The sequence below is a fragment of the Hamadaea sp. NPDC050747 genome (assembly GCF_040654195.1).
In the GTDB taxonomy this organism is placed as follows: Bacteria; Actinomycetota; Actinomycetes; order Mycobacteriales; family Micromonosporaceae; genus Hamadaea.
Genome location: NZ_JBFAHM010000030.1, coordinates 1 through 14,657, shown reverse-complemented (window position 1 = coordinate 14,657; position 14,657 = coordinate 1). Strand labels below are relative to the sequence as shown.

Annotated in this window: 16 protein-coding genes and 1 pseudogene; 9 read left to right on the top strand and 8 right to left on the bottom strand. The window is 70.4% G+C overall.

The window, feature by feature from the left end; translation table 11 throughout:
- Nucleotides 1-206: pseudogene (locus AB0H43_RS38690) on the top strand (hypothetical protein); the annotation flags it as partial.
- Nucleotides 207-263: 57 nt separating this feature from the next.
- Here the strand turns inward: AB0H43_RS38690 and AB0H43_RS38685 are convergent.
- Together AB0H43_RS38685 and AB0H43_RS38680 are read right to left on the bottom strand one after the other, a co-directional pair.
- On the bottom strand, nucleotides 264-1,211 hold the full coding sequence (locus AB0H43_RS38685; protein ID WP_360008615.1) for a polysaccharide deacetylase family protein: 948 nt from the start codon (nucleotides 1,209-1,211) through the stop codon (nucleotides 264-266).
- A gap of 39 nt (nucleotides 1,212-1,250) precedes the next feature.
- The gene (locus AB0H43_RS38680) at nucleotides 1,251-2,153 is read right to left on the bottom strand and encodes an A/G-specific adenine glycosylase (RefSeq protein ID WP_360008613.1); all 903 of its coding nucleotides are present in this window, start codon (nucleotides 2,151-2,153) and stop codon (nucleotides 1,251-1,253) included.
- Between the two features lie 51 nt (nucleotides 2,154-2,204).
- Here AB0H43_RS38680 and AB0H43_RS38675 point away from each other — a divergent pair, with 51 nt between their 5' ends.
- From AB0H43_RS38675 to AB0H43_RS38665, 3 genes are all read left to right on the top strand, one after another.
- A complete protein-coding gene (locus AB0H43_RS38675; protein WP_360008611.1) occupies nucleotides 2,205-2,720 on the top strand; it encodes an ACT domain-containing protein in 516 nt (171 codons plus the stop codon).
- Complete coding sequence (def, locus tag AB0H43_RS38670) at nucleotides 2,717-3,268, top strand: peptide deformylase (RefSeq protein WP_360008608.1); 552 nt, start codon at nucleotides 2,717-2,719, stop codon at nucleotides 3,266-3,268. Before AB0H43_RS38675 ends, def begins: the two co-directional genes overlap by 4 nt.
- A gap of 67 nt (nucleotides 3,269-3,335) precedes the next feature.
- Nucleotides 3,336-4,013, top strand: a complete 678-nt coding sequence (locus AB0H43_RS38665; RefSeq protein ID WP_360008605.1) for a hypothetical protein — start codon at nucleotides 3,336-3,338, stop codon at nucleotides 4,011-4,013.
- Nucleotides 4,014-4,017: 4 nt separating this feature from the next.
- Here the strand turns inward: AB0H43_RS38665 and disA are convergent, their stop codons facing one another.
- The 5 genes from disA to AB0H43_RS38640 all read right to left on the bottom strand — a co-directional run bounded on the left by disA (nucleotide 4,018) and on the right by AB0H43_RS38640 (nucleotide 8,761).
- A complete protein-coding gene (gene disA / locus AB0H43_RS38660; protein WP_360008618.1) occupies nucleotides 4,018-5,085 on the bottom strand; it encodes a DNA integrity scanning diadenylate cyclase DisA in 1,068 nt (355 codons plus the stop codon).
- A gap of 42 nt (nucleotides 5,086-5,127) precedes the next feature.
- Nucleotides 5,128-6,555: a DNA repair protein RadA gene (gene radA / locus AB0H43_RS38655; RefSeq protein ID WP_360008603.1), complete on the bottom strand. Its 1,428-nt coding sequence runs from the start codon at nucleotides 6,553-6,555 to the stop codon at nucleotides 5,128-5,130.
- A 76-nt stretch (nucleotides 6,556-6,631) separates the two neighbouring features.
- Complete coding sequence (locus AB0H43_RS38650) at nucleotides 6,632-7,459, bottom strand: hypothetical protein (RefSeq protein ID WP_360008600.1); 828 nt, start codon at nucleotides 7,457-7,459, stop codon at nucleotides 6,632-6,634.
- A 133-nt stretch (nucleotides 7,460-7,592) separates the two neighbouring features.
- The gene (locus AB0H43_RS38645; RefSeq protein WP_360008598.1) at nucleotides 7,593-8,255 is read right to left on the bottom strand and encodes a UbiA family prenyltransferase; all 663 of its coding nucleotides are present in this window, start codon (nucleotides 8,253-8,255) and stop codon (nucleotides 7,593-7,595) included.
- On the bottom strand, nucleotides 8,252-8,761 hold the full coding sequence (locus AB0H43_RS38640) for a hypothetical protein (RefSeq protein WP_360008596.1): 510 nt from the start codon (nucleotides 8,759-8,761) through the stop codon (nucleotides 8,252-8,254). Before AB0H43_RS38640 ends, AB0H43_RS38645 begins: the two co-directional genes overlap by 4 nt.
- Nucleotides 8,762-9,044: 283 nt before the next feature.
- Between AB0H43_RS38640 and AB0H43_RS38635 the strand changes: the two genes are divergently transcribed.
- The 3 genes from AB0H43_RS38635 to ispF are packed head-to-tail and all read left to right on the top strand — an operon-like array spanning nucleotide 9,045 to nucleotide 10,766.
- The gene (locus AB0H43_RS38635; RefSeq protein ID WP_027346704.1) at nucleotides 9,045-9,530 is read left to right on the top strand and encodes a CarD family transcriptional regulator; all 486 of its coding nucleotides are present in this window, start codon (nucleotides 9,045-9,047) and stop codon (nucleotides 9,528-9,530) included.
- A 7-nt stretch (nucleotides 9,531-9,537) separates the two neighbouring features.
- Entirely contained in the window at nucleotides 9,538-10,266 is a 729-nt protein-coding gene (gene ispD, locus AB0H43_RS38630) for a 2-C-methyl-D-erythritol 4-phosphate cytidylyltransferase (RefSeq protein ID WP_360008594.1), read from the top strand.
- On the top strand, nucleotides 10,263-10,766 hold the full coding sequence (ispF, locus tag AB0H43_RS38625) for a 2-C-methyl-D-erythritol 2,4-cyclodiphosphate synthase (RefSeq protein ID WP_360008592.1): 504 nt from the start codon (nucleotides 10,263-10,265) through the stop codon (nucleotides 10,764-10,766). Before ispD ends, ispF begins: the two co-directional genes overlap by 4 nt.
- 172 nt (nucleotides 10,767-10,938) lie before the next feature.
- Here the strand turns inward: ispF and AB0H43_RS38620 are convergent, their stop codons facing one another.
- The gene (locus AB0H43_RS38620; protein WP_360008590.1) at nucleotides 10,939-12,126 is read right to left on the bottom strand and encodes a homogentisate 1,2-dioxygenase; all 1,188 of its coding nucleotides are present in this window, start codon (nucleotides 12,124-12,126) and stop codon (nucleotides 10,939-10,941) included.
- A gap of 95 nt (nucleotides 12,127-12,221) precedes the next feature.
- On the opposite strand from AB0H43_RS38620, the gene AB0H43_RS38615 reads away from it, so the two are divergent.
- On the top strand, nucleotides 12,222-13,076 hold the full coding sequence (locus tag AB0H43_RS38615; protein ID WP_360008588.1) for a hypothetical protein: 855 nt from the start codon (nucleotides 12,222-12,224) through the stop codon (nucleotides 13,074-13,076).
- A 13-nt stretch (nucleotides 13,077-13,089) separates the two neighbouring features.
- Nucleotides 13,090-14,223 carry a fumarylacetoacetate hydrolase family protein gene (locus AB0H43_RS38610; RefSeq protein ID WP_360008586.1) on the top strand — a complete coding sequence of 378 codons (1,134 nt, stop codon included), beginning with the start codon at nucleotides 13,090-13,092 and terminating at the stop codon, nucleotides 14,221-14,223.
- Nucleotides 14,224-14,657 lie beyond the last annotated feature (434 nt).

Here is a 14,657-nt window from a genome sequence, read left to right as displayed (position 1 = left end):
TTCAGCGCGAGATCGAGGACGCGCTGTCGGAGCGGATCCTGTTCAACGAGCTCAAGTCCGGGCAGAAGGTCGTCGTCGACTGCGAAGGCGACCCGACCGACATCGAGAACGCGAAGCTCGTCTTCCGCGGCGGGGTGCGGGAGACCCCGGCTGAAGAGGTCGAGGCGACTCCGGTCGCCGCGGCGCCGACCGAGTCGGCTGCCTGACACAGGGCGTAAAGGAAAGGGCGGGCCTGCGGGCCCGCCCTTTCCGCGTACCTCGGCTCAGCCGCCGCACGCCCCCGCGCACGCCCCTTGGACGTACTCCTCCAGCAGAGCGGGCTGCACCCCGGACTGCTTCATCCTGGTCAGCACAGCCAGGAAGTCGTCCGGGTACGCCGGCCGGAAGTGCATCAGGACGATGTGTCCGGGCTGAATGGTGTGGTTGCTGGTCTGATACCGCACCTTGCCCTTGTCGACCGTCTCGGTCCAGTAGAAGACCACTTTCTGCCCGCATTCCCGGGCGACCCGCAAGGTCGTGTCGTCATAGTTGCCGTACGGCGGGCGGAACAAGGTCGGCCGTCGGCCGAAGAGCTTGCCCAGCCGATCGGCCGCGTCGCAGATCTCGTGATGCTGGAAGGCGTACGTCTTGCCCTTGAGGGACGTGTGCGTGATCGTGTGGTTCTCGATCACCGCCCCGGCCGCCTGGAGCGCCTTGAAGTAATCGGTGTGGCCCTCGACGTACTGGAGGGTCAGAAACAGCGTCATGCGGATGCCGGATGCCTTGAGCAGCTGCAGTGCCATGGGGTGCCGGGTCGCCCCGTCGTCGATGGTCAGGAAGGCCACCTTCTGCGTGGTCGGCACCTTGAACCACAACGGCGAGCTGGTGCCGGCGTCCACATTCACCGCGGCCGGGGGCGGCGGCGGGCCGAACTTCGGCAGCCGGCTCGTGTACCAGGCGAGATCCTTGACGACGCTCGGCGTCGGGCTCGGCGGCCGCTTGGTCGGCGACGAGGAGGGCTTCCCCCACGGACTGTCCGACGGGGACGCCTCCAGCGTGGGATCCAGCGTCGGCTCGTCGGCCGGCGCCGACGTCTGCGGCGGCACGAACGTGGGCTGCTTGGCTGGTCCGCTGCCGCAGGCGGTCACGACGGCGGTCAGCGCAGCCAGCGAGGCGGCGATGCCCAGGCGGAGGCCGGCGTGCGACAAAGGACGGTTGAGACGGGGGCTCACGACCGCAGCGTAGGCTGGTAGCGCGCTGGGCGCCACCAATCAATCGCCGACTTTCGTCACTGGGCGTCGCCGTGTCTCGCCCGGGAGCGTGAACCGGTCCCGGCCCGACCGGGTGACCAGACCGTCCGCGAGCAGGCTGGCGAGGGCCCGGTCGCGCTGCTCAGGCAGATGCCACAGGGCGGCGATGCGGTCCTGCGGCACCGGGCCGCTACTCGCCCGCAGTTCGGCCATGATGAGTCCTCGGACCTGGCGGTCCGTGCCCGCGTACCCCTGCGGTTTGCGGGTCGGCCCGGTGCTCGCCGGCCGTCCCGCCGACAGCCAGGCACACGAGCCGGTCAGTGGGCAGTCCGCGCAGTTCTGGTTCCGGGCCGTGCAGATCACCGCGCCCAGCTCCATGTACGCAGCACTGACGCGAGCGGCGACCGCCGGTTCGGCGGGGAGCAGCCCCTCGACCAGAGCGAGATCGGCAGGGGTGGTGGCCGGGCCGGGCTCGGCGGCACCGCTGACCGCGCGGGCGACCAGACGCCGGACGTTCACGTCGACGACCGGGTGCCGCTGCCCGTACGCGAACGCGGCGACGGCCCGGGCGGTGTAGTCGCCGATGCCGGGCAGCGCCAGCAGTTGTTCCAGCCGGGACGGCACCTCGCCGGCGTGCCGTTCGACGATCGCCCCGGCACAGGCGTGCAACCGCATCGCCCGGCGCGGGTAGCCGAGCCGGCCCCAGGCGCGGATGGCGTCGGCGGCGGTGTCCGCCGCGAGATGCGCCGGGGTGGGCCACCGGTGGACCCACTCGGTCCAGACCGGCAGCACCCGGCTGACCGGCGTCTGCTGGAGCATCACCTCGCTGACGAGGATGGGCCAGGCTCCGACGCCGGGTACGCGCCACGGCAGGTCGCGGGCGTTGCGCTCGAACCAGTCCAGAGCGACGTCGGCGATCGGCATGTCCCCCACCCTACGTGCCGTCCCGGAGCGTGGACGGAGCACAATGCACCGATGACCGAACTCGCCGTCACCGTGCTCGGGCACGACCGTCCGGGCATCGTCGCCGACGTCGCCGGAGCCCTCTCGACGCTCGGGGCTAACCTCACCGACTCCACGATGACCCGGCTGCGCGGGCACTTCGCGATGACCCTGATCTGCGCCGGAGACCTTTCGGTGGGGGAGGTCGAGACGGCGCTGCGGCCGCTGACCGCCGACGGCCGCCTGCTTGTCGGCGTACGCGAGGTCGGGGCGGACGAGGAAGGTCCGGCTGCGGGCGTTCCCCACCTGGTGAGTGTGCACGGCGCCGACCGGCTGGGCATCGTGGCGGCGGTGACCCGGGCGCTGGCCGAAGCCGGCGGCAACATCACCGACCTCTCGACTCGCCTGGTGGGCCCGCTGTATGTGCTGGTCGCCGAGGTGGAACTGCCGAAGGGCAGCACCGAGGCGGTCGCCGCCCGGCTGGCCGAGGTCAGCGAGAGCCTGGGCGTCGACGTGACGCTGCGCCGGACCGAGGCGGATCTGCTGTGACCTCCGCGAACGAACTGGCCCGATACGAGGCGCTGGGCGTCGAGGGCGTCGTCCGGCCGGTGGTGACCGCACCCGACCCGGTGCTGGCCCGCCCAGGCGAGCTGGTCGACCCGACCGATCCCGAGGTGGTGCGGCTCGCCGCCGACCTGTTCGCCACGATGCGGGTCTCGCCCGGCTGCGTCGGGCTGGCCGCACCGCAGATCGGCGTATCCGCCCGGCTGTTCGTCGTGGACGTCACCGGGCACCCGAAGACCAACACCGTGCACGGTGCGTACGCCCTGGCCAACGCCGAGATCGTCGAGGCCAGCCGCTGGCGGCCCGGACGCGAGGGCTGCATGTCGGTGCCCGACCTGACCGGCGACGTCAAGCGAGCCGGCCGCATCGTGGTGGTGGGGGAGGCTCCGGGAACGGGCGCGAAGATCACGCTCACCACCGACGCCTTCGAGGCTCGCGCTCTGCAACACGAGATCGACCACTGTGCTGGTCTGCTGTTCCTCGACCGGGTCAGCGGCGCGCACGCCCTCTATCAGCGCAAGGTCTACTTATGACTGTCGGCCGTCCAGCGGTGTGTCGGCGCTTTGCGGAGAAGCGCCCTGGCACTAGCGTGTGGGCATTATGAGACTCACGGTGGGTCCGCTGCCGGCCGCTGTCTATTGGCGCCGGCGCGCGGTGGTGCTCGGAGGTGTGCTGGTTGCCGCACTCCTCGTCTCATACGCGTGCACGTCGGGGCCGAAAACCTCGGCCTCGGGCAACTCCAGTCCGACCAAGAGCCCGAGTGCGGCGGCGACGGGCGGCAACGTCCCGGCCAACGTGGTCTCGCCGACGGTGAGCCCGTCCGCCTCGGCCCAGTCGAGCCCGACCGCGCTCGCCAGCGACGAGCCCGTCGACCCGCGCGCGTGCACGGACGCCGAGCTGAAGGTGACCGCGAAACCGGTTCAGACCAGCGTCAACCGCGGCGCCAGCGTCCTGATCTACCTGTACATCAAGAACGTGTCCGACCGGACCTGCACCCGGGACATCGGCCCGGACCTGCAGGAGCTGCGGGTGGTTCAGGGTGCGGAGAAGATCTGGTCCTCCGACGACTGCGATCCGCCGCGCGGCAGCAACGTCCACACCTTCCAGCAGGGGCTGGAGGTGTCGTTCAACGTCGAGTGGAACGGCAAGCTCAGCACCTCGTGCAGCACGACGGTGAAGCGCACGCCCACCGGCCCGGCCCCGGACCCGGGTAAGTACCAGGTCGTCGGGCGGGTCGGGACGAAGCTGAGCGACGGGGTCACCCTCACCATCAAGTGAGGCGTCAGACGTAACGCTCCAGGATGGACGCCTCGGCCAGACGGGACAGGCCTTCGCGTACGCCCCGGGCGCGAGCGTCGCCCACACCGTCGACCGCCTGCAGATCCTCGACCGTCGCGCCCAGTAGCCGCTGCAGGCTGCCGAAGTGGTCGACGAGCCGGTCGACGACCGCACCCGGCAGCCGCGGGACCTTGGCGAGCAGCCGGAAGCCACGCGGGCTCACCGCCGCGTCGAGCGCCTCGGTGGAGGCCGGGTAGCCCATCGCGCGGGCGACCGCCACGAGATCGATCAGCTCGGTGGCGGTGAGCATGTCCAGCTCCACCAGCGCCTCATCCGCCGTACGCGCCTTGCGGCCGGTCGGCAGGTAGTCGCGGATCACGAGGGTGCGGTCGGCGTCGACGCCCGCCATCAGCTCGTCGAGCTGGAGCGACAGCAGCCGGCCGTCGGTGCCGAGTTCCACCACGTAACCCGCGATCTCGTCGGAGATGCGCCGCACCATCTCGAGTCGCTGCACGACGGCCAACGCGTCGCGTACCGTCACGAGATCCTCGATCTCCAGCGCGGACAGCGTGCCGCTGACCTCGTCGAGCCGCAGCTTGTAGCGCTCGAGCGTGGCCAGGGCCTGGTTGGCCCGGGAGAGGATGGCGGCCGAGTCGTCGAGGACGTGGCGGGTGCTGTTGATGTAGAGCCCGATGATGCGCATCGACTGGCTGACCGAGATGACCGGGAAGCCGGTCTGCTTGGCCACTCGCTCGGCGGTCCGATGCCGGGTGCCGGACTCCTCGGACGGGATGGAGGGGTCGGGCATCAGGTGCACCGCGGCCCGCAGGATGCGGGTGCCGTCGGTGGAGAGCACGACGGCGCCGTCCATCTTGCACAGCTCGCGCAGCCGAGTCGCGGAGAACTCCACATCGAGCGGGAAGCCGCCGGTGCAGATGGACTCGACAGTCTTGTCATAGCCGAGCACGATCAGCGCGCCCGTCCGCCCCCGGAGGATGCGTTCGAGGCTGTCGCGCAGCGGGGTGCCCGGGGCCATCCGGGCGAGGGTGGCCCGGAGCGGATCGCCACCCATGGCGTTCCAGCTCGGTTCGCGTTCGCTCGGCACGGCCACAGTCTACGGGGTGCGCTCGGCGGCGAGCAGCGCCGACATCTGGAGGGCTTGGGGCAGGTCGCCGACCTCGTGGACCTTCAGGCCGGTCGGCGCCGTTCCCTTGGCGGGCGCGCACCCTACCGGCACCAGGGCCACGGTGAACCCCAGGCGGGCGGCCTCGGCGAGGCGCTGCGCGACGTTGCCGACCCGGCGGATCTCGCCGGTCAGACCGACCTCCCCCACCGCCACGAGGTTCGGGACGGTGGCGAGGTTCACCTTGGCCGACGCTATGGCGAGCGCCATGGCGAGGTCGACGGAGGGCTCGGTGACCTTGATGCCGCCCACGGTCGAGGCGAAGACCTCGCGTTCGTGCAGGCCCTTGCCGGGTCCGCGGCGCTCCAGGACGGCAAGCAGCATCGCCAGCCGGGCCGAGTCGAGGCCGGAGACGGTCCGCCGGGGCGAGCCGTTGGCCGGACTGGCGCCGATGAGCGCCTGCACCTCGGTGACCAGGGCGCGCCGGCCCTCCATCACCACGGTGCAGCAGGTGCCCGGCACGGGCTCGGCGTGCCGGGTCAGGAACAGCCCGGACGGATCGGGCAGCGAGGCGATGCCGGTCTCGTGCATCTCGAAGCAGCCGACCTCGTCCACGCTGCCGAACCGGTTCTTGAGCCCCCGGATGAGCCGGAGCGAGGAGTGCTTGTCGCCCTCGAACTGCAGCACCACGTCGACCAGGTGCTCCAGGACGCGCGGCCCGGCCACGTTGCCGTCCTTGGTGACGTGGCCCACGAGGATCGTCGCGATGCCCCGCTCCTTGGCCGTCGCGATCAGCGCCGCGGTCACCGCCCGCACCTGGGTGACCCCACCCGGTACGCCGTCGGAGGTGGGCGAGGAGACCGTCTGGACACTGTCGACGATGAGCAGCCCGGGGCGGACGGCGTCGACGTGGCCGAGCAGCGCCGCGAGATCGGTCTCGGCCGCCAGGTAGAGCCGCTCGTGGAGGGTCTGCATCCGCTCGGCCCGCAGGCGGACCTGGCTGACCGACTCCTCACCGCTGACGACGAGCGAGTTGCTCCCGGAATGGACGGCCCATTGCTGGGCGACGTCGAGAAGGAGAGTGGACTTGCCGACGCCCGGTTCTCCGGCGAGCAGCACGACGCCGCCCGGCACCAGACCGCCGCCCAGGACGCGATCCAACTCGCTGACGTGGGTCGGCACGGCGCGGGCCGGAATCGGGCTGATCTCGGCGATCGGCCGAGCGGGCTCGCCGGGCATGCGGGGCGCGATCTGCCGCAGCGCCACGGGAGCGGCGGCGGCCGGGGCCGACTCCACGACGGAGCCCCACTCGCCGCACTCCGGGCAGCGGCCCACCCACTTCGGGGGCTGGTAGCCGCAGGCGTCGCAGAGGAACGCGGGCCGGGAAGCCTTCGCCGGGGCCTTGGTCGGTCGGGTCACGCGGAGAACCGTAGCGTCCCCTTACGACAAACGAGGGCGGACCCGACCGGGCCCGCCCTCGTTTCAGCGAAAGGTGTTACTCGTGCTTGACCTCGATCGAAGCGCGGGGCTGCGGCGAGAGCGGGTTCGACAGCGGCACCCGGCAGATGGCCTGGCCGTTGGCGAAGACACAGGACTCGCGCGGACGGAGTTCCGGGCTGGTGTCCGGGGCCGGCGACGCCGGGGCCTGCGTGAGCTGGAGGCCGGAGCCGACCGTGAACTGGAAGTTGACGCTGCGAACCAGGTCACCCGGCATGAGCGCCTCGGTCAGGCCCTGCAGCGTGAGGGCCTGGCCCTCGCCCTGGCCGAACGAGAGGAAGCTGCCGGACGGAATCGTGAAGGTCGCCGGGCCGCCGCCGGCGGCGGTCTCCGACGGGCTCGGCTTCGCCGTCGCGCTCGGGCTCGCCGATCCGGAGACCGTGGCGCTGGGGCTCGCCGATCCGGTGGCCGTCGGCGACGCGGACGGGGACTGGGTCGGCGCGGCGGTCGCACCGGCGGCGCCCACGGTCACCGAGGACGCGGCGCCGGGCGCGGTGACGGTGACCTTCAGCGGCTGCGGGGTGTCGTTGAAGATGCCGACCTGCAGCTGCGCCGAGCCGCCCTTGGCGTATCCCTTGTTGGTGTCGTAGACCACGGCGAGGTCGCGGAGCGATACGCTGCCGCCCTGCTGCGCCGGGTCGGTGCTGTTCACCGAGAAGGTCTGGTTCACGCCGGGCACCGGGGGCGCCATGTACGCCGTCTGCGTGACCTGCCCAGCGCTGCACGCGCCGAGGGCGGTCGTCGCCGCGGCCAGGGCGGCGAGTGCGAATGCCCGGCCCGTGTTCTTCCGGGTGAACCGGGCGGGCTGCTCAGTCACGCGCGTCACGTCGGTCCTCCTCAGACCCATGAAGGCTGTGCGCTCGGCCGGCGGGGGGCCGGTCTACCGGGCGCATTCCTTCGACAGACTAGTTGGCGGAGATCGGCTCCCTTCGCCGACCCGCCCATCTGCGCCGCGTGAGTTAGAGGAGCGCAAATACGGCGAGGCCAGTGAGGACGGCGCCGACCGCGCGAGCGCGCGATTCGCCCAGACGCTGCGGCAGCCCGCGTACGCCGGTCGCGTCGTCCATCGCGAGATCCGGGACCGCGTTGAGCAGATGCGCCGCCCCGCCGAAGCAGGCCGCCGCGACCACCAGTTGCCCCGGCGGGGTGGCCGGGACGGCGGCGATGATGAACATCGGGATCGCGGCGAACGAGATCAAGTAGGGCACGATCGAGAACACGGTGCCCTTGAGCGGCCAGTTGTAGAGCTGGGCACTGACCAGCCCGACGACGGCCGCGCCCGCCGCCAGAGGACGCGTCGCGGCCACGGCCAAGGCGATCATGGCGAGCGAGGCGATCAGGGCGGCGGTGGCGACCCAGGGCCGGCCCTGGGGCCATTCCAGGGCGAGCGGCTTGTCGGCTCGGCGTACGGCGCGGTCCCGGTCGGCGTCGATGGCGTCGTTCGCCCAGCCCACGGCCAGCTGACTGGTTCCGACCACCCCGGCGACGAGGAGCACCCCGGCCGTTCGGTGGCCGACCGCGTACGCGATCAGCCCGCTCAAGACGGTGACGGCCGCGACGGGAGCGGGATGGCAGCACCGCAGCAACGCCGAGGCGCGCCGCACCACGCTCCCCCGGGTCACGTGGTGCTCGGCGGGGGACTGAGCGACGCGACGGCCGAAGCGGTCGCCGTGGCGCTCGCCGAGAGGGTGGAACTGGCCGAGACGGTGGCACTGGGAGCGGCCGAGACCGTGGCCGAGGCGGTCACCACGGTGTGGCCGGTCGGCGGCACGCTCGTGGACGGCATCGGCGTCGTGTTGTTGCGGGGCGTCATCACGCCGCTCCAGGTGACCGCGATCAGGCCCACCAGGGTGATCAGCACGGCGATGGCCAGGATCAGCAGCGGCAGCAGGGCGGACGGCTCGTCCGGATCGTCGATTTGTTCGGGCAGGTGCAACCGGCGGCGCCAGACTCGCATCCGCTCGGCCCGGCGGGCTCGGCGAGCGGCGCGGCGCAGCTCGCGGCGGACGATCTCGGCCTCTTCATCGAGTTCTGCCGGATCGTCCGGAATCACGACCTCGCCCCATTCGGGCGGAAGGTCGGGAAGCCCGTTCCCCAGCGTGCCCATCGCCCCGGACTCCTCCTGCATGGTGGCTTTCAGTGTGCCGCTGCGGGCCGCCGAGCGCCAGACGTTCTTCGCGTCGACGTTTGGGACTTTCGGTCAACTACCCGGCACTCTCCGTCACCAACGGCTCCTCTGGCATCCTTGGGATACCCACCTAAACCGGTCGTCATGCCCCTTCTTTGCTAGTCGCGCAACCCGGAGTGCTCACGATTACAGGCACTGTGAGCTGCGCTAACGGTGGGGCGCAGGGTGGGACATCGGTGCGGAGCCGTGTTACCCTAGACACAGCGAAAGGGGTTTCGTACCTATGGTTTTCAGTGTCGGCGAGACCGTTGTCTACCCCCACCACGGGGCCGCACTCATCGAGGCTATCGAGACTCGCATCATCAAGGGTGAGGAAAAGCAGTACCTCGTCCTTCGTGTCGCTCAAGGCGATCTGACGGTGCGTGTCCCCGCTGAGAACGCCGAGATCGTCGGCGTGCGCGAAGTCGTCGGAGAAGAGGGCCTGACCAAGGTCTTCGATGTCCTGCGAGCTCCGCACACCGAGGAGCCGACCAACTGGTCGCGGCGTTACAAGGCGAACCTGGAGAAGCTGGCCTCCGGCAATCCGCTCAAGGTCGCCGAGGTCGTGCGAGACCTCTGGCGGCGCGAGCGCGAGCGTGGCCTCTCGGCCGGAGAGAAGCGCATGCTCGCGAAGGCTCGCGACATCCTCGTCGGCGAGGTGGCTCTCGCCGAGCGGAGCACCAAGGACGAGGCTGAGGTTCTGCTCGACAAGGTGCTGCACGAGGCATAACACCCCCGTGATCGAAAAACTCGCAGACCGCGGCATCACCACCTCACGTGGTGATGCCGCGGTTCTCGTTCCCGCCGCGGGGGCCGGCGTACGCCTCGGTGGCGACGTCCCCAAAGCCCTGCGTGAGCTGCGTGGGGAATCCTTGCTGGTCCACGCGGTCAAGCGGGCCGCCGCGGCGGTTTCGGTGCGGCTGATCGTCGTCGCCGCTCCCCCGCACCTCGTCGCCGAGGTTCAGGAGCTGCTGGCCGAGGTGGACGCCGACCTGGTCGTGGTCGCCGGCGGGGCGAGCCGGCAGGAGTCGGTCGCCCGGGCGCTCGCTGTCGTTCCCGAGGGGATCGACATCGTGCTCGTGCACGACGCGGCTCGGGCGCTCACCCCGCCCCAGCTGGTCGACGGCGTCGCCGAGGCGGTACGCACCGGGCACGGAGCGGTCATCCCGGTGCTGCCGGTGGTCGACACGATCAAGCGCGTCGACTCGAACGGGGACGTCGCCGCAACGGTCGACCGCAGTGAGCTGCGCGCCGTGCAGACTCCCCAGGGCTTCCGGCGTGAGGTGCTCGTGAAGGCGCACGCCGAAGCGGCTGGCGAGCATACGGACGACGCCGGGATGGTGGAACGACTGGGGCTGCCGGTGCATTGCATACCGGGGTCGGAGCTGGCCCTCAAGATCACGCGCCCGGTCGATCTGATCATCGCCGAGGCCCTGCTGACGGCGTCCGGGGAGGTGGCCCGATGAGGGTCGGCATCGGCACCGACATCCACGCGTTCGGGAAAGACCGCGAGTGCTGGGTCGCCGGGCTGCAGTGGCCGGGCGAGCGCGGACTCGACGGGCACTCCGACGGCGACGTCGCAGCCCACGCAGCCTGCAACGCGCTCTTCACCGCGGCCGGGCTGGGTGACCTGGGCGCGAACTTCGGCGTCGACCGGCCCGAGTTCCGCGGAGCCTCCGGCGTGACCCTGCTCGCCGAGGCGGCTCGGCTGGTACGAGCGGCCGGGTACGAGATCGGCAACGTGTCCGTCCAGGTCATCGGGGTCGCGCCGCGCATCGGCAAGCGCCGGGATGAAGCGGAGAAGGTGCTTTCCGAAGCGGCGGGCGCCCCGATCACCCTGTCCGGCGCGACCACCGACGGGCTCGGGTTCACCGGGCGAGCCGAAGGGCTGGCCGCCGTCGCGGTGGCACTCCTAACCCCCGCGCGTCCCGCCGGCACTGGCCTCGGCTGGCCCCGCACCTTCTAGCGGAAATCTGGCGCGATATCCGGGATAACGTCCCCATCGACCGCAGCTGAGGCCGCGCTTTCCCGGATAATGCGCGAAGCGACTGCCGAGCGAAGCGACCGCCGAGCGAGGCCCGCCGTGCGATGAGACCGCCGAGCGAGGCCCGCCGTGCGAAGCGAGCGCCGGCGAAGCGTCAGCCCGCGCCGTCCGGCCGAGCAGCCCCCGGCCGCGCCCACGTCCACGCGTACGCGCTGTCTTCGCAGGCGAGTCCGGCATCGCACAGGTCGAGGGGCCGGAAGGTGTCGACCATGACGGCCAGCTCGTCGAAGTAGTCGGCGCCGATCGCGCGTTCCGGCGCTCCGGGCTGGGGTCCGTGGGTGAAGCCGGACGGGTGCAGGGAGATGGAGCCCTGTTCGATGCCGGAGCCGCGCCGGGCCTCGTAGTTGCCGCCGGTGTAGAAGAGCATCTCGTCGGAGTCCACGTTGTGGTGGTTGTACGGCACCGGGATGGCCAGCGGGTGGTAGTCGACCTTGCGCGGGACGAACGAGCAGATCACGAAGTTCGGGCCTTGGAAGGTCTGATGTACGGGCGGCGGCTGGTGGATCCGGCCCGTGATCGGCTCGAAGTCGTGGATGGAGAACGCCCACGGATAGAGGTGCCCGTCCCAGCCGACCACGTCGAACGGGTGGTGGGCGTAGGTGAACTTCGTCCAGCCGCGCCTGTGCTGGACAAGCACGTCGACCTCGGTCTCGTCGACGAGCAGCGGCGCCGACGGGCCACGGACGTCGCGCTCGCAGTAGGGCGAGTGTTCCAGGAACTGGCCGCGGACGGAGAGGTAGCGCTTGGGCGGGCCGATGTGCCCGGTCGCCTCGATCGCCAGGATGCGGACCGGCGCGCCGACCGGCACGACCCGGTAGATCACCGAGGTGGGGATGATGACGTAGTCGCCTTCACTAGCCTCGAGCAGCCCGAAGGAGGTCTCGAAGACGGCCCGGCCGGACTCGAGGTAGAGACACTCGTCGCCGACGGCGTTCCGGTAGAGCGGGGACGGGGTATCGGCGACCACGTAGGAGATGCGTACGTCGTCGTTGGCGAGCAGATGCTGCCGGCCGGTGACCGCGTCGGCGCCACCGACCTCCAGCTTGTGCGTCTGCAGGTGGCGGGGCTTCAAAGGACGGTTCGGCACGCGAGTCCACGCCGGCGGGTCGTACGCCTCGGCCGCGACGATGGCTGTCGGGAGGTACCGGTGGTAGAGCAGCGAGGAGTCGGAGGAGAACCCCTCCTGGCCCATCAGCTCCTCGGCGTACAGGCTGCCGTCCGGCTGCCGGAACTGCGTGTGCCGCTTCCGCGGGATCTCCCCGACGCTCCGGTAGTGCGGCATCGTGACCTCCCAAGATTGCCCGCTGTGCATGCTCGATCGTCCGATTATCGGACAGACTTGTCCGCTCCGCAAAGCATCCGCTAGATTGCCTGATCATGTCAACGGCGGCGAGCGCACCGATCCCACCGCTTCTCCAGCGGTTGCTCGACGATGCCGCCGTGTTCCCGCCGGGCAACGCGACGTTGTCGCAGGCCTTCACGGGGCACCGAGAGCACCGCTCCGCCTGGTACTCCGACCTCGTCGGAGTCCTCCTCCTGCCGGCGTCTGCGGCGAAGGAGGCGGCCGCCCAGCTCCGGCCGGACGAGCGGATCGAGATCGGCGTCATCGGCGACCAGCCGCTGGCCCAGCTGTCCACCACGCTCTCGGGCATCGACCCGCGACTGCCGGTGCAGCAGGTGGAGGCGGCCGTCGCCAAGCGCGGGGAAGACCCCCAGCCCGGCCTGAGAGCACTGCTCTCCATGCTCGCCGAGCACGGCCTGATGGGCTATGCCGAGATCCCGTTGACCTGGGGATTGCTGGAAGCACTGGACACCGTGGCCGAAGCGCGCGCCGCCGGCCAGCCGGTCGCGGCGAAGTTCCGCACCGGTGGCCTGGCCGCCGAACTGTTCCCCACGCCCATGGAACTCGCCGCCGTGATCTGCGCCTGCCGCGACCGTCAGCTGCCGTTCAAGCTGACCGCCGGGCTGCACCACGCCGTGCGCCACACCGATCCGGAGACCGGCTTCGTCCACCACGGATTCCTCAACGTGCTCGCGGGCGCCTGCGCCGCCGCGGAGGGTGCGGAGGTCGCCGACGTCGCGGCGGTGATCGGCACGACTCAGCCGCTGACGTTGATGGAGGCGGCGCGTACCCGCCGTCAGGCCGATCGCCCGCTCTGGGTGGGCTACGGCACCTGTTCGATCGCCGAGCCGCTGGAAGACCTGGTCCAGCTCGGTCTGCTCGGCCTGTAACCCGGGAGGGTCAGTGCTCGACCACCTGCCATACGGCGTCTTTCTGCGTACCGGGGAGTCCCGGTGCGCGGCCCGCTGGGGCGATCACCTGATCGACCTCCACGCGGCGGAGACGCGCGGGTCGATCTCCGCGGGCGGCGCGCTGCTCGCGCCCACCCTCCAGAAGTTCCTGGCCGCGGGCCCCACCGTCTGGCAAGGGGTACGCCGAGAGCTGCTGGACCTGGTCGGCAGCCCTGCGCTCGCCGAATTCCTGGTTCCGTTGAGCGACGTGGAGCTGGTGCTGCCGTTCGAGGTCGCCGACTACGTCGACTTCTACTCGTCCGAACACCATGCGTCGAACGTGGGGCAGATCTTCCGCCCGGGCCAGCCGCCGTTGCTGCCGAACTGGCGTCATCTGCCGATCGGCTATCACGGCCGGGCCGGCACAGTCGTGGTCTCCGGTACGGAGATCACTCGCCCGTCCGGGTTGCTCTCGCCCGGCGTCGCCGGGCCATGCCGCCGCCTGGACATCGAGGCCGAGGTCGGCTTCGTCGTCGGTACGCCCTCCGACCTGGGCACGAGCGTGTCCGCCGGGGACTTCGCCCAGCACGTCTTCGGCGTGGTGCTGGTCAACGACTGGTCCGCCCGGGACATCCAGGCGTTCGAGTACCAACCCTTGGGACCGTTCCTGGGCAAATCCTTTGCGACGTCTGTGTCGGCCTGGATCACGCCGCTCGCCGCCTTGGACGAAGCCTGGGTCGCCGCACCGACACAGGATCCCGCGGTGGTGGAGCATCTCGCGGACTCCCCGCACCTCGGGCTCGACCTCCGGCTGACGGTCACCTGGAACGGGGTGGAGGTCAGCCGGCCCCCGTTCGCCTCGATGTACTGGACCCCGGCGCAACAGTTGGCACATCTCACGAGCAACGGCGCCAGTCTGCGTACGGGGGACTTGTTCGCCTCGGGGACTGTCTCCGGTCCGGAGCGGAATCAGGTCGGTTCGTTCCTCGAACTCACCTGGGGTGGGGCCGAACCGGTGGAGATTCGAGGTGAGAAGCGCACCTTCCTCGAAGTCGGCGACGAGGTCGTGATCAGCGCGTACGCCCCCGGACCGGACGGTTCGCGGATCGAGCTCGGATCGGTAGCGGGAAAGATTCGCGATAATTGATTTGCGGTCCCTGCGGGCTCTGCGTAATGTTCTCTCTGCCAGCGCGGAACGGACAAACGAGCCGGAAACACTCGGATCGGAAGGCCGGAGCGGGGCAGGCTACAACCGGGCGGTGCGGGGTTGACTTCGCGAATCTGACCGGCTAATGTAGTCGAGCCAGCAAGGAGCGGCGGAGCATGCCTCCGAGCCACATCTGCTGGATCCCCCAGGAAACAGAACATCACGATTCGTGGTGTGCGTCTCCATGGGAATCGGGCGAGGCGGGTTGACACCGCGAACTCGACCGAGTAAGTTAGACGAGTTGCCCCGAGCGGGATCCCACAATGTGGGACGACGAGCGGTGTGTGCTTGTTCTTTGAGAACTCAACAGGGTGCTTGTAAAGCCAGTGCCAAAGTAGCGGATCTCGCTTCGGTGGGATCGCACATTTTTCATC

Coding starts and splice junctions, on each gene's coding strand:
- AB0H43_RS38675 (WP_360008611.1), top strand. CDS start 2,205: ATGACCGAACTCGCCGTCACCGTGCTCGGGCACGACCGTCCGGGCATC.
- AB0H43_RS38620 (WP_360008590.1), bottom strand. CDS start 12,126: ATGCCGCACTACCGGAGCGTCGGGGAGATCCCGCGGAAGCGGCACACG.
- AB0H43_RS38640 (WP_360008596.1), bottom strand. CDS start 8,761: ATGCAGGAGGAGTCCGGGGCGATGGGCACGCTGGGGAACGGGCTTCCC.
- disA (WP_360008618.1), bottom strand. CDS start 5,085: ATGGGTGGCGATCCGCTCCGGGCCACCCTCGCCCGGATGGCCCCGGGC.
- AB0H43_RS38665 (WP_360008605.1), top strand. CDS start 3,336: ATGAGACTCACGGTGGGTCCGCTGCCGGCCGCTGTCTATTGGCGCCGG.
- AB0H43_RS38680 (WP_360008613.1), bottom strand. CDS start 2,153: ATGCCGATCGCCGACGTCGCTCTGGACTGGTTCGAGCGCAACGCCCGC.
- ispF (WP_360008592.1), top strand. CDS start 10,263: ATGAGGGTCGGCATCGGCACCGACATCCACGCGTTCGGGAAAGACCGC.
- AB0H43_RS38635 (WP_027346704.1), top strand. CDS start 9,045: ATGGTTTTCAGTGTCGGCGAGACCGTTGTCTACCCCCACCACGGGGCC.
- AB0H43_RS38615 (WP_360008588.1), top strand. CDS start 12,222: ATGTCAACGGCGGCGAGCGCACCGATCCCACCGCTTCTCCAGCGGTTG.